The sequence below is a fragment of the Conexibacter sp. JCM 18997 genome, assembly GCF_055391915.1.
The window spans coordinates 539,770-551,318 of the sequence record NZ_AP043885.1 but is presented as its reverse complement, the minus strand read 5'-3'; the positions used below and the strand labels follow the sequence as shown (position 1 = coordinate 551,318).

At 74.0% G+C, this 11,549-nt stretch carries 12 protein-coding genes and 2 tRNA genes; 8 read left to right on the top strand and 6 right to left on the bottom strand.

Annotated features, from left to right (window positions below):
• Window positions 1-7: 7 nt before the first annotated feature.
• From ACZ5UI_RS02870 to ACZ5UI_RS02860, 3 genes are read left to right on the top strand one after another with little or no spacing between them, the layout of a single operon-like run.
• Window positions 8-931, top strand: a complete 924-nt coding sequence (locus ACZ5UI_RS02870) for a VOC family protein (RefSeq protein ID WP_464194026.1) — start codon at window positions 8-10, stop codon at window positions 929-931.
• Entirely contained in the window at window positions 931-1,590 is a 660-nt protein-coding gene (locus ACZ5UI_RS02865) for an alpha/beta hydrolase (RefSeq protein ID WP_464194024.1), read from the top strand. Before ACZ5UI_RS02870 ends, ACZ5UI_RS02865 begins: the two co-directional genes overlap by 1 nt.
• Window positions 1,590-2,564, top strand: a complete 975-nt coding sequence (locus tag ACZ5UI_RS02860) for an iron-containing alcohol dehydrogenase (RefSeq protein WP_464194021.1) — start codon at window positions 1,590-1,592, stop codon at window positions 2,562-2,564. The genes ACZ5UI_RS02865 and ACZ5UI_RS02860 overlap by 1 nt, the downstream gene beginning before the upstream one ends.
• Here ACZ5UI_RS02860 and ACZ5UI_RS02855 read toward each other — a convergent pair.
• The 3 genes from ACZ5UI_RS02855 to ACZ5UI_RS02845 form a co-directional block, all read right to left on the bottom strand.
• The gene (locus ACZ5UI_RS02855; RefSeq protein WP_464194019.1) at window positions 2,543-3,373 is read right to left on the bottom strand and encodes a hypothetical protein; all 831 of its coding nucleotides are present in this window, start codon (window positions 3,371-3,373) and stop codon (window positions 2,543-2,545) included. The two genes, ACZ5UI_RS02860 and ACZ5UI_RS02855, sit on opposite strands and share 22 nt — an antisense overlap.
• Window positions 3,370-4,236 carry a vacuolar protein sorting-associated family 26 protein gene (locus ACZ5UI_RS02850; RefSeq protein ID WP_464194017.1) on the bottom strand — a complete coding sequence of 289 codons (867 nt, stop codon included), beginning with the start codon at window positions 4,234-4,236 and terminating at the stop codon, window positions 3,370-3,372. The genes ACZ5UI_RS02855 and ACZ5UI_RS02850 overlap by 4 nt, the downstream gene beginning before the upstream one ends.
• A 48-nt stretch (window positions 4,237-4,284) precedes the next feature.
• Window positions 4,285-4,366 (bottom strand) — tRNA-Leu (locus tag ACZ5UI_RS02845).
• Window positions 4,367-4,387: 21 nt separating this feature from the next.
• Between ACZ5UI_RS02845 and ACZ5UI_RS02840 the strand changes: the two genes are divergently transcribed.
• Together ACZ5UI_RS02840 and ACZ5UI_RS02835 are read left to right on the top strand one after the other, a co-directional pair.
• Window positions 4,388-4,879, top strand: a complete 492-nt coding sequence (locus tag ACZ5UI_RS02840; protein ID WP_464194015.1) for a hypothetical protein — start codon at window positions 4,388-4,390, stop codon at window positions 4,877-4,879.
• Window positions 4,880-4,903: 24 nt separating this feature from the next.
• A tRNA-Leu gene (locus tag ACZ5UI_RS02835) sits at window positions 4,904-4,985 on the top strand.
• Between the two features lie 10 nt (window positions 4,986-4,995).
• Here ACZ5UI_RS02835 and ACZ5UI_RS02830 read toward each other — a convergent pair.
• Window positions 4,996-5,781: an inositol monophosphatase family protein gene (locus tag ACZ5UI_RS02830; RefSeq protein ID WP_464194013.1), complete on the bottom strand. Its 786-nt coding sequence runs from the start codon at window positions 5,779-5,781 to the stop codon at window positions 4,996-4,998.
• Entirely contained in the window at window positions 5,778-7,172 is a 1,395-nt protein-coding gene (locus ACZ5UI_RS02825; RefSeq protein ID WP_464194011.1) for an amidase, read from the bottom strand. Before ACZ5UI_RS02825 ends, ACZ5UI_RS02830 begins: the two co-directional genes overlap by 4 nt.
• A gap of 114 nt (window positions 7,173-7,286) precedes the next feature.
• Between ACZ5UI_RS02825 and ACZ5UI_RS02820 the strand changes: the two genes are divergently transcribed.
• From ACZ5UI_RS02820 to ACZ5UI_RS02810, 3 genes are read left to right on the top strand one after another with little or no spacing between them, the layout of a single operon-like run.
• Window positions 7,287-8,369 (top strand): hypothetical protein, encoded by a 1,083-nt coding sequence (locus ACZ5UI_RS02820; RefSeq protein ID WP_464194009.1) that lies wholly within the window; start codon window positions 7,287-7,289, stop codon window positions 8,367-8,369.
• A gap of 40 nt (window positions 8,370-8,409) precedes the next feature.
• Complete coding sequence (locus ACZ5UI_RS02815; RefSeq protein ID WP_464194007.1) at window positions 8,410-10,107, top strand: putative bifunctional diguanylate cyclase/phosphodiesterase; 1,698 nt, start codon at window positions 8,410-8,412, stop codon at window positions 10,105-10,107.
• A gap of 13 nt (window positions 10,108-10,120) precedes the next feature.
• Window positions 10,121-10,789: a DUF4389 domain-containing protein gene (locus tag ACZ5UI_RS02810; protein ID WP_464194005.1), complete on the top strand. Its 669-nt coding sequence runs from the start codon at window positions 10,121-10,123 to the stop codon at window positions 10,787-10,789.
• Between the two features lies 1 nt (window position 10,790).
• Here the strand turns inward: ACZ5UI_RS02810 and ACZ5UI_RS02805 are convergent, their stop codons facing one another.
• Complete coding sequence (locus ACZ5UI_RS02805; protein ID WP_464197747.1) at window positions 10,791-11,501, bottom strand: alpha/beta fold hydrolase; 711 nt, start codon at window positions 11,499-11,501, stop codon at window positions 10,791-10,793.
• Window positions 11,502-11,549 lie beyond the last annotated feature (48 nt).

Genomic DNA, 11,549 nt, shown 5'->3' with positions numbered 1-11,549 from the left:
GCACCAGATGAAGCTCGAGGGCCTGCACCACATCACGATGATCACCGCGGACGCGCAGAAGAACGTCGAGTTCTACGCGGACGTGCTCGGCCTGCGGCTCGTCAAGAAGACCGTCAACTTCGACCAGCCCGAGGCCTACCACCTGTACTTCGGCGACGAGACGGGCGCGCCCGGCTCGATCCTGACCTGGTTCGAGTTCCCCGGTGCGGCGCAGGGCGCCCCCGGCGCCGGTGACATCCACACGCTCCAGCTCGGCGTCGCCTCGCCCGCCGCGCTGGACTTCTGGGCCGCCCGGCTGGACAGCAAGGGCTACGGCTCCGTGCGCACCGAGCGCACGCTGCGCTTCGCCGACTACGACGGCCTGCGGTTCGAGCTCGTCGTCGCCGACGACGGCAACCCGCCGCTGCGCGCCGAGCACCCCGAGATCCCCGCGGAGCACGCGATCCTCGGCCTGGAAGGTGCCCGCGCCTACGGCACGTTCCACAACGTCCAGGAGAACCTGCTGACCGACGTGCTCGGCTTCGAGTACCTGGGCGAGGGCGAGTACCGCCTGCAGGGCGAGCAGCGCCACTTCCACTGGGCCTACGACGCGCCCGAGCAGATGGGCCGCCAGGGCGCGGGCTCGGTCCACCACATCGCCTGGGCCTCCCAGGACGCCGACCACCTGCGCTGGCAGGCGCGCGTGCGCGAGGCGGGCGGCTTCGTGACCGACGTTCGCGACCGCGACTACTTCGACGCGATCTACTTCCGCGAGCCCCGCGGCGTGCTGTTCGAGATCGCCACGATGTCGCCCGGGTTCGCCGTCGACGAGGACCCCGAGCACCTCGGCGAGGCGCTGCGCGTCCCGAAGATGCACGCGCACCTGCGCGAGCACCTCGAGGAGACGCTGACGCCGGTCGTCAACCCGCGCACGACCCAGCAGGTGGCCTGATGAGCGCCCTGACCTATCGCGAGCGGCCGGCGGCGGGTGACCCCGCCGGCCTGCTGGTCCTGCACCACGGGCGCGGCGCCGACGAGCACGACCTGCTCTCCCTGGGCGACGTGCTGGACCCCGCGCGGCGCCTGCACGTCGTCACGCCGCGAGGTCCGCTGACCGTCCCCGGCTGGCCGGGGAACCACTGGTACGTCGTGCCGCGCGTCGGCTACCCCGACCACGAGACGTTCCACGCCGCGTACGACCGTCTGTCCGCCTTCCACGACGAGCTGTGGCAGCGGACCGGCCTCGCGCCGAAGCAGACCGTCTTCGGCGGCTTCTCGATGGGCTCGGTCATGAGCTACGCGCTCGGCCTCAGCGGCCCGCGCCCGGCACCGGCCGGGATCCTGGCCTTCAGCGGGTTCATCCCCACCGTCGACGAGTGGCAGCCCGACCTGGGGTCGCGCCCCGACCTGCGCGCGTTCATCGCCCACGGGCGCAACGACCCGATCATGGACGTCGAGTTCGCCCGCCGGGCCCGCGACCTGCTGTCCGCGGGTGGCCTCGATGTCGAGTACCACGAGTCCGACGCCGCCCACCACATCGATCCGGCACACGTGCCGGCCGCGGTCGCCTGGGTCGGCGAGACCCTGAAGCTGGCCACCCCCACCACCTGATGACCCCGCCCGCCTTCCGCCACGTCGACCACGAGCGCACGATCGTCTTCGGGGACGGCGCGGTGCCGGCGGGCGCCGACCTGCTCGGGGAGGGCTACACGCTGCTGACCACGCCGCGCGCCGCGCAGGCCGCCCCGGGCGTGGTCGCCCGCGCGGGCGCCCGGGTCGACGTCCCGAGCGGCCTGGTCGACGCGATCGCCGCCGACCTGCGCGACGCGGTGCGCGGCGATCGTCTGGTCGCGCTCGGTGGTGGCCGCGTGGTCGACGTGGCCAAGGCGCTGGCCGCCGCGGACGCGCCCCGACAGCTGATCGCCATCCCGACGACGCTGAGCGGCGCGGAGATGACCGGCTCACATCGGCACGCGCGGGGCGTGGCCCCGGACACGCCGCGCAAGCGCGCCGACGTGGTGATCAACGACCCGGCGCTGAGCGCCTCTCACGACGTGCCCGAGCTGGCCGCCAGCAGCGCCAACGCGCTGGCCCACACGCTGGTGGCCATCGCCAACGACGACGTCTCGCCGATCGCCGCCGCGGTCGCCCTGCAGGCCGCGCGGCGCATCGCCGCCGCCTGGTCCGAAGACGAGCCCGACCGCGGCGAGCTGGCGCTGGGCGCGCTGCTGGCCGGCTGGGGCGTCGACCATGCCCGCATCGGCTTCCATCACGCGCTGGCCCAGACCGCCGTGCGCGAGGCCGGCGCGTCCCACGCGGGCGCGAACGCCGCGCTGCTCCCCCACACCGCGGCGGCGATGCGCGCCCGCCGGCCCGCGGCGATGGCCCGCGCCGATGCCGACCTGGGGATCGGCTTCGAGGACCTCGCGGCGCGCCTGCGCGACCGCGCCGGGGGCGAGCGCATCGACGCCGGCGCCATCGAGCGCCTCGTCGAGGTGGCCGGGCAGCGGCCGGAGCTGGAGCGCGTCCCGCCGCCGCCGGACGCCGCCGAGCTGCGCGCGCTCTACGGCGCCGCCGCCACGTAGACGCGGATGTACTCCGCGAGGTCCTTGCGCATCCGGCGGGCCGCGGTCACCTCCAGCCAGTAGACGACCTCGTTGTGGGCCGAGACGAACGTCGGCCAGGCGTCGGCGGGGATGTCGATCGCGAACGGCAGTTCCTGACGCCCACCCGGGGACAGCTCGAGCGAACCCGACAGCCGCTGCGTGCCGATCGTCACCGATCCGGCTGCGCCGTTGTCGTCGCTGTGGGCTCGATACAGGAGCACGCTCACTTCCGACAGCTTCGTGCGCTCCTGTGGGGAGACGACCACGGCGCCGGTCAGCCGCTCTCCGGCGACGCCGACCGCAGGACCGCCGGGAACGCGCAGCGACAGCAGCTCGCCTTGCGTGCCCTGGCCGCTGTAGCGCGCCGCGTCGGCCTGCGCCCGGGTCGTCCGCACGACGACCGGCGCCTCGGCCTCCCCGCCGCGGAACACGCGCAGCACCCAGTCGATCACCGTCGGCGTCGTCGGCTCCGCCGCGGCGGGCACCGGGATGCGGATCTCGCGGGTCCCCTCGACCGCGCCCAGCTCGAGCTGCGCGACCACGTCGACCTGCGTCCGGGCCTCCGACGGCGCCGCCGTGGCCATCAGCAAGAGATCCTCGGCGTTCTCGAAGGCGGTGTTCGTGCTGGTCGGCCCGTTCTCGATCGGCTCCTCGGCCTTGCTGCGGTAGGCCTCCGTGCGCACGAGCGCGACGGCCACGCCGTCCAGCGGCTCGGTCGCGACGAGCGTGGCCACCAGCGCCTCGCCGGGAGCGACCGGGCCGGCCACCGTGAGCGACAGGGCGCTCATGCGGCGCCGCTCAACACGTACAGGTGCACCGACGACTTCAGGTCGGAGCGCAGGCGCCGGGCGGCCGAGACGTGCAGGACGTAGGAGACCGCGTTGCGGGCGGTGCGAAACGACGGGGGCAGATCGGCGGGGATGGCCAGCGTGAACGGGAGCTGCTGCACGGTGCCGCCTTCGAGCTCGAGCGCATCGGACACGTCGATCTCGGCGATCGTCTCGATGCGCCGGAAGTCGACCGTGTCGCGGTGCAGCAGCTCGAGCCTGACGCGCACTTCGGTGAGCTTCATCGACCGGCCGGGCTGGACGACGAGCGCGCCGCTGAGCACGTCACCGGCCCGCACCATGGCCACGCCGCCCGGGAAGTCGAGACGCAGCTGCTCGCGGTCGCCGTCCCCGGTGCCGGTGTGCGTGGCCGCCTCCTCGGCGGGCACGCGCGCGGACACCACCACGACCGGCGCTTCGACGGGCGCGGGACCGTCGCCGGCGCCGGCCCCGAAGGCCCGCACCGTCCAGGCGATCAGGTCGGTCGTCGTCGGGGGCGCGTCGTCGGGCAGCGCGAAGCGCACCTCACGGGTGCCGTCCAGCGCGCCGACCTCGATGGTCTGGACGACCTCGACGTGCTCGACGAGCTCGCTGGGATCCGGGATCAGATCGACCAGCAGATCGACCGACTGCTCGATCAGCGGCGGGTTCGCGCCGGTCTGCGACGGGGCCGCTGTCCCGGCCGTGGGCGTCTGCGCGCGGTGCTGCTCCGTGCAGACCAGCGCGACGCGCAGATCGGCGACGGGCGCGCTGGCCGCGACGGTGACCACCAGCTCCTGTCCGGCGACGGCGGGGCCTGCGGATGCCGACAGCGTGGCGGTCATGGCGCGACCCTACGCCGCACCGCAGGTTCCGTGCACGGGAACCGTTCATGCGGGCGGAGGGACTCGAACCCCCACAGCTTGCGCCACTGGGACCTAAACCCAGCGTGTCTACCAATTCCACCACGCCCGCAGGGAACGTATGATCACCGACATGGCCGGAGAGGGGCAGCAAGAGGTCGTCATCGAGAAGCCAAATCGCCGCAAGGCGTCGTCGAAGGCGACGCGTTGGATCGTCGTCCTGCTGCTGCTGGTCAGCGCGGCGATGATGGCCTTCGTGCTGATCGGCGGCTGGTCGGCGCTCGACGGCGCCCAGGGCATCCTGATCGCCTACATCGCCGTCTACGTCGTGATGGCCTTCTTCTGCGCCCGCTGGTCGCGCGGCACCCTGCCGCTGTCGGCGGCGCTGGGGATCATCCTGCTGATCTTCGCCGCGCTCGCCGGGCCCCAGTGGCTCCAGCGCGACGAGACCGGCTACACCGATCCCGACGTGGCCTCCAGCGTCCTCGGGCTCGTCTGCTTCCTGCTGATCCCGGTGCAGGTCCTGCTGATCGCCTTCGCGATGCGCGCGTTCACGCAGAACTGGAACGTCGAGGTCGAGCGCCGCGTCGACGGCCCGCGCGAGCCCACGCCCGCGACCGCCTGACCTTCTACGCTTCTCCCATCACCTGCCCGGGTGGTGGAACGGTCTACACGGAGGACTCAAAATCCTTTGCCCTTTGGGCTTGCGGGTTCGAATCCCGCCCCGGGTACTCGGTCGCGTCAGCGGCCCAAAGCGCTGAGCAGCTCGGCCAATAGCCCGCGCTCGCCGGTGGCCAGGCCGGTCGGCAGCGGGCCGTCGGCGGCCAGCTCGACGACCTCCAGGCCGAGCTCGCGGCAGATCAGCTCGCCCGCGGCGATGTCCCAGCGCCGGACGCCGAACTCGTAGTAGAGGTCGTGGCGGCCCGCGGCGGTCCACACGAGATCCAGCGCGGCGCTGCCCGCGCGGCGGATGTCGCGGATCTGGGGCAGCAGCTCGGCGACCAGCGCGCCCTGCGCGCGGCGCACCTCGGCGTCGTAGCCGAAGCCCGTGGCCACCAGCGCCCGGGCCAGCGGCGGCGGCGCGGCGGCCCGCTCGTTGCGCAGCGGCATGCCGTTCAGCGTCGCCCCGGCGCCGCGGACGGCGGCGAACTCCTCGGCGCGCGTGGGATCGACGACCACGCCGGCCAGCGATCCCTCGGCGTCCTCGACGGCCACGCTGACGCACCATTGCGGGATGCCGTACAGGTAGTCGGTGGTGCCGTCGAGCGGGTCGACGACCCAGCGCAGGCCGGTCGTGCCGGCCACGTCGCCGGTGCCCTCCTCCCCCAGCAGCCCGTCGTCGGGCCGGTGCGCGTCGATCACCGCGCGGATCGCGCGCTCGGAGGCCAGGTCGGCCTCGCTGACCAGGTCGGTCGGCGTCGACTTGGCGTGCAGCGCGCGCTCGGTGCCGAACCGGGGCAGCAGCACCGCGGCGCCCGCCCGGGCCGCCTCCAACGCGACGCCGAGCAGCGCCTGGCCGTCGCTCATCCGAGGTCCGGCCGGCGGTCCGCCCACGGCCGCTCGGCCTCGAGCTGCGCGGACAGCTTCAGCAGCGTCGCCTCGTCGCCGGAGCGACCGACCAGCTGCGCGGCCAGCGGCACGCCCTCGGGCGTGAACCCGGCAGGGATCGAGGCGGCCGGCTGGCCGGTCATGTTCCACGGGCCCAGGTGCGGGACGAAACGGCCGGCGCCGTTGAACGTCCACAGCGCGCCGCGCCCCTCGTACTTGCCGATCGGCAGCGGGAGCGAGGCCAGCGTCGGCGTCAGCAGCACGTCGACGTCGTCCCACAGGCGCCCCAGCCGCTGCGTCATCGCCGCCTCCTCGGCGCGCGAACGAGCCAGGATCGACTTCGGCGTCAGCTGACCCAGGCGGGCCATCGCCTTCGTGCGCCGCTCCAAGCGGTCCGGGCGGTCCTTGGCCCGCGCGTCGTCGAGCACGCCGCGCGTGTAGCGGGCCAGGCCGCGGGCCGTGGCACCGGCGTCGTAGTCGGGATCGCGCTCGATCACGGTGTGGCCGAGCGAGCGCAGCAGGTCGGCCAGCTCCTCCACGCCGCGACGCACGACATCGCCGATCGGCGCCATCAGCGGCGGCGGGACCTTGAACGACAGCGCGATGCGCAGCTGCCCGGGTGCCGTCGCGGCCGCCTCGGAGAACGTGCCCCAGGACGGGCGGTCGGCGACGACGTCGAAGAACAGGGCACTGTCGCGCACCGAGCGTGTCACGGTGCCGTAGTGCACCAGGCCGTGCCACACGTCGTCGCTGGCCGGCGCCAGCGGGACGCGGCCCTTCTGCGCCTTCAGGCCGAACAGGCCGCAGCAGGCGGCGGGAATCCGGATCGAGCCCAGCCCGTCGGAGGCCGTGCCCGCGGCGATCAGGCCGGCCGCGACCGCGGCGCCGGTGCCGCCGCTGGAGCCGCCGGGCGTGCGATCCAGATCCCACGGGTTGCGCGTCGCGCCGTAGGTCGCGGTCTCGGTGAACGGCCACATCGTCAGCTCGGGCACGTTCGTCTTGCCGATCACGATCGCGCCCGCCTCGCGCAGCCGGCGGACGATCTCGCTGTCGGCGGCGGCGGGCGTCCGGGCCGCGGCGGTGCCCTGGGCGGTGATCTCTCCCGCCACGTGCATGTCGTCCTTGACGGCGACGGGCACGCCGAGCAGCGGGCGGTCCGCGGCGCCGCCGGCACCGCGTCGGCCGTCGGCCTGGTCGGCCTCGGTGCGCGCGCGCTCGGCGAACACGATCCGGAAGGCGTTGATCCGAGGGTCGATCCGCTCGATGCGCGAGAGCGCCACGTCGACCAGCTCGCGCGAGCTGACCTCCCCGGCGGCGACCAACTCGGCCTGGCGGGCCAGGCCCGCAAAGGCGAGGTCTGCAGCGTCCATTGCGGCGGGACCATACCTTTCACGGCCATCGAGCCCGACCCGATCGAACTCGCCTCGCGCCTGGCCGCGATCACGCCGCGCGGCGCTTGCTCCGACGGAGAGCGGCGCGCCGCCGTGCTCCTGCGCGACGAACTGCGCCGCGCCGGGCGCCCCGCCCGGCTGGAGACCGCGTGGGTGCGACCGGGTTGGCCGGCCGTGTACGCGCTGCTCTGCGTCGCCGGCGTGGCGGGCAGCCTGGCCGCGATCTCGTGGCCGCCGATCGGGCTCGGCGTGCTCGTCGTGGCGCTGGTGCTGCTGGCCGGCGACCTCAGCGGCCGGCTGGGCGTGGCCCGCCTGGTGCTGCCTCGGCGGGCGACCGTCAACGTGGTCAGCGAGCCGCCGCCGCGCCGGCCCGGCCTGCCGCCCCCGCGCGTGCGCCTGATCGTCACGGCGGCCATCGACGCCGGCCGCGGCGGCCTGATCTACCGGCTGGCGCCGCTGGAGACCCGCCTGCGCCGCGCGCTGCGCGGCCACCTGATCTCCCCGCCGGCGCTGCTGTGCCTGTGCCTGGCCATCGACGCCGCGGCCGCGGCCGCGCGCCTGGCCACCGACGACGCCGGCTGGCCCAGCGTCGTCTCGCTGCTGCCCACGATCGTCCTGCTGGTCGGCGCCGCCGCCTACCTCGACATCGCGCTGGCCGGCTTCACCCCCGGCGCCAACGTGCACGCCGGCGCGGCCGCGAGCGCGCTGGCGCTGACCGCCGAGCTGGACCGCGACCCGCCGCGCCACCTGGCCGTCGAGCTCGTGCTGACCGGCGCGGCCGAGGGCGGTCAGCTGGGCATGCGCGACTACGTGCGCCGCCGGCGGCGCGACGCGCGGCCCGAGGAGCTCGCGGTCCTGGCCCTGGGTCCGTGCGGAGCGGGATCGCCCCAGGCGCACGTGACCGAGGGACGCCTGTGGCCCCAGCGGCTGCACCCGACGCTGGTGGCCCTGGCCCTGGCCACCGGCGCGCAGCCGCTGCGCCGAGGCGTGACCAACGCGGCTGTCTCCCGCAGGACAGGCTGGCCGGCGATCGCGCTCAGCGCGCTCGATGAGCGGGCACGCCCGGGGAGCGGCCACACAGCAGGCGATGTGGACGCCCGCCTCGAACGTGCGTCCATTGCAGGGACGTTGGCGAGTGCCGTTCGATTGGTCAGGGGACTGGACGGTCAGCTATAACCGTCGGACAGGGGATCCGGCTGGACGGAAGGGAGAGCTGTTGCTGGACCAGGAAGGCAAGCCAGCCGGCGGGCATCTGCTCACCGCGCTGGAGTTGCTCGACGAGGGCGTCATCTCACTCGACGAGCAACTGCGGGTCGTGGGCGCGAACGGGAGCGCGCTACGGATCCTGGGCCTTGATCGCGCCGCGCTGGACCAGCCCGGATGGTGGAACCTCGTGCGGCCGCGGCGGATCGACGGCACCACGCCGGACCTGCCGCAGATCTTCCGCCGGCGCGCCCGTGACGTGACCGTGCGCATCCGGCGGGCCGGCGACGGCCGCGCGCGGGTGCTGCTCGTGCACCATCAGCCGCTGGACACGGGCGGCACCGTCGTCGCCTTCCGCGACTGCACCGACGAGCGCCGCACCCGCGAGCGGCTCGAGGCCACCGTCCTGCGCGACGCGCTGACCGGGCTGCCCAACCGCACCGCCGCGCTGCGCGCCGTCGACGACGCGATCGGCGATCCAGCGCCGTTCGTCCTCCTGCTGGTCGACGTCGACGGCTTTCGCGCGGTCAACACCGGGCTGGGTCAGAACGCGGGCGACGCGGTCCTGCGCGAGGTCGCCGGCCGGCTGCGCGGCGCCCTGCCGCGCAGCGCCCGTGCGGCCCGCTTCGGCGCCGACGACTTCCTGATCCTGGCCGCCGCCGCCGGCGAGGCCGAGGCGCGCGCGTGCGCCGAGCGCGTGCGCGACGCCTTCTCGGCGCCGTTCACCGCGGGCCAGGGCACGCACCTGACCGCGTCGGTCGGGATCGTCACGCACGACGCCGCGCCCGATTCGGCCGGCCTGGTCGCCGCCGCGGAGGCGGCGCTGGCCCGCGCCCAGGCCCGCGGCCGCGGCCTGGTCGAGGTCTTCGACGACGCGCTGCGCCGCTCGACCGACGACCGCCTGGCGCTGATCGCCGACCTGCGCGAGGCGATCGAGTCCGACCGCATCGAGGTGGCCTACCAGCCGATCGTCACGCTCGACGGCGCGCGCCCCACGCTCGTCGGCGTCGAGGCGCTGGCCCGCTGGACGCATGCCTCGCGCGGATCGATCCCGCCGGGCGTGTTCGTCACGCTGGCCGAGGACTCGGGCCTCGTGCGCGCGCTCGGGCGCCGCGTGCTGGCCCGCGCCTGCTCGGAGGTCGCGGCGCTGCGCGACGCGATGCCCCGCCAGGCCGGGGACATCGAGCTGGCCGTGAACATCTCGGCACGTCAGGTCGCCACCGGCCTGCTGGAGCACGACGTGCGCGCCGCGTTGTCCGCTTCCGGACTGCCGCCGCGCACGCTCGGCCTCGAGCTGACCGAGACCGCGTTGATGGACGACGCGGGACCGCGGATCGACGCGCTCGTCGCCCTGCGCAACGTCGGCGTGCGCCTGGTGATCGACGACTTCGGGACCGGCTACTCGTCGCTGGCCCGGCTGCGGCGCCTGCCGCTTGACGGCCTGAAGATCGACCGTTCCTTCGTCTCCGGCTTGGGATCGGTGCCGGTGGACACCGCGATCGTCGAGGCCGTGCTCACGATGGCGGCGGCCCTGCGGCTGCCCGTGGTGGCCGAAGGCGTGGAGACACGGGACCAGGCGCGGATACTCCGAAATCTGGGCTGCCCGCGCTCGCAAGGCTTCCTGCACGGGCGTCCGATGGGGCTGGACGAGCTACGACTTCGGTTGACATCTGAAGACTGGGCCTTGCGCCCCGTCCGGTTGAGCGGTTAGAACACGCATCACCATGTATCCCGTTCAATACGAGGCGGATTACGTCGAGAAGCGCAGCCGGCTTACGACCTTCTTCCGCCTACTCACCTTCGTCCCCGCCGCAATCCTGACGTACATCTACGTGCTCGCGGCCGAGGTGGTGGTGTTCATCGCGTGGTTCGCGCTGCTGTTCACCGGGCGCTACCCCGAAGGGATGTACAACTTCGTCTCGGGCGCTGTACGCAACTCGACGCGCCTGCAGGGCTACTTCTGCCTGCTGACGGACCAGTACCCGCCGTGGAACGGACAGGACGAGCCGGGCTACCCGGTGCGGGTCCACATCGCCCCGCCGAAGGCCGAGTACTCGCGGGCGAAGGTCTTCTTCCGGATCTTCCTGCTGATCCCGGTCTTCATCATCCAGTACGTCTACAACATCATGATGCAGGTCGGCGCGCTGTGCGCGTGGATCGTCATCGTGATCACCGGCAAGCAGCCGGAGGGCCTGCAGAACTTCATCAACATGGCCATGCGCTACCACGTCGACGCGCTGGCCTACCAGTTCCTGCTGACCGAGGACTTCCCCCCGATCACCGTCGAGTCCCGTCCCGCGTCGATCCCGCCCGCCCCCGCGGCCGGTGCCGTCGGCGGCCTGTCGACCGACAGCCCGGAGACCCCGACGTACCAGCCTCCCGGCCAGCAGTAGGTCAGGCCGCGGTCGAGAACAGGTCGCGAGCGCGCCGGGCCACCAGCTCGGGGCGCTCGTCGACGACGAAGTGCCCGGCGTCGACGAACTCGACGCCGGGGAAGTTCTCCACCAGCGCAGGCGCGATCGCGATGTCGCGGCGCCCGAACAGCAGGTGGGTCGGCACCCGCAGCTCCGGCTCGGGCGGGCGCCACGGTGACGTGGCGAACAGCTTGAGGTAGGAGCGATACAGCAGCTGGGTCGCGCGCGCCCGCTCGGGCGCGCGCCACTGGCCCACGAACGCGTCGAGGTCGGCGGCGTCGAAGCCGACCCCGCGCGTGTCGCGCAGCAGGCTCTGGCGGACGAGGTCGGTGCGGCGCAGCAGCGGCGGCCCGAGCGGGGACGCCAGCACCATCGCGTAGATCGAGCGCCACGCCTCCTTCAGCAGCGCCGGGCGCACGTCGGGCCAGGGCGTCGGCGTGTTGCAGGCCAGGTAGGCGCGCACGCGGTCCGGGTGGCGGGCGGCGAGCAGGAACCCCGTGAAGCCGCCCCAGTCGTGGCCGATCAGCGCGACGCGCTCCACGCCGAGCGCGTCCAGCAGCGCGATCTGGTCGCGCGCGAACTGGTCGGGGTGCATGCCGTGGCCGGGCGCCTCGGTCAGGCCGTGACCGCGCAGGTCGGGCATCAGCACGCGGTGGTCGTCGGCGAACAGCGGCCAGACGTTGCGCCACAGGCGGTTGCTCTGCGGCCAGCCGTGCAGGAGCAGCAGCGGCGGCGCGTC

What these genes read in the sequence shown, in the direction of transcription:
- ACZ5UI_RS02840 (WP_464194015.1), top strand. Translation starts at nt 4,388, where the DNA reads ATGGCCGGAGAGGGGCAGCAAGAGGTCGTCATCGAGAAGCCAAATCGC.
- ACZ5UI_RS02825 (WP_464194011.1), bottom strand. Translation starts at nt 7,172, where the DNA reads ATGGACGCTGCAGACCTCGCCTTTGCGGGCCTGGCCCGCCAGGCCGAG.
- ACZ5UI_RS02850 (WP_464194017.1), bottom strand. Translation starts at nt 4,236, where the DNA reads ATGACCGCCACGCTGTCGGCATCCGCAGGCCCCGCCGTCGCCGGACAG.
- ACZ5UI_RS02855 (WP_464194019.1), bottom strand. Translation starts at nt 3,373, where the DNA reads ATGAGCGCCCTGTCGCTCACGGTGGCCGGCCCGGTCGCTCCCGGCGAG.
- ACZ5UI_RS02810 (WP_464194005.1), top strand. Translation starts at nt 10,121, where the DNA reads ATGTATCCCGTTCAATACGAGGCGGATTACGTCGAGAAGCGCAGCCGG.
- ACZ5UI_RS02870 (WP_464194026.1), top strand. Translation starts at nt 8, where the DNA reads ATGAAGCTCGAGGGCCTGCACCACATCACGATGATCACCGCGGACGCG.
- ACZ5UI_RS02865 (WP_464194024.1), top strand. Translation starts at nt 931, where the DNA reads ATGAGCGCCCTGACCTATCGCGAGCGGCCGGCGGCGGGTGACCCCGCC.
- ACZ5UI_RS02830 (WP_464194013.1), bottom strand. Translation starts at nt 5,781, where the DNA reads ATGAGCGACGGCCAGGCGCTGCTCGGCGTCGCGTTGGAGGCGGCCCGG.
- ACZ5UI_RS02860 (WP_464194021.1), top strand. Translation starts at nt 1,590, where the DNA reads ATGACCCCGCCCGCCTTCCGCCACGTCGACCACGAGCGCACGATCGTC.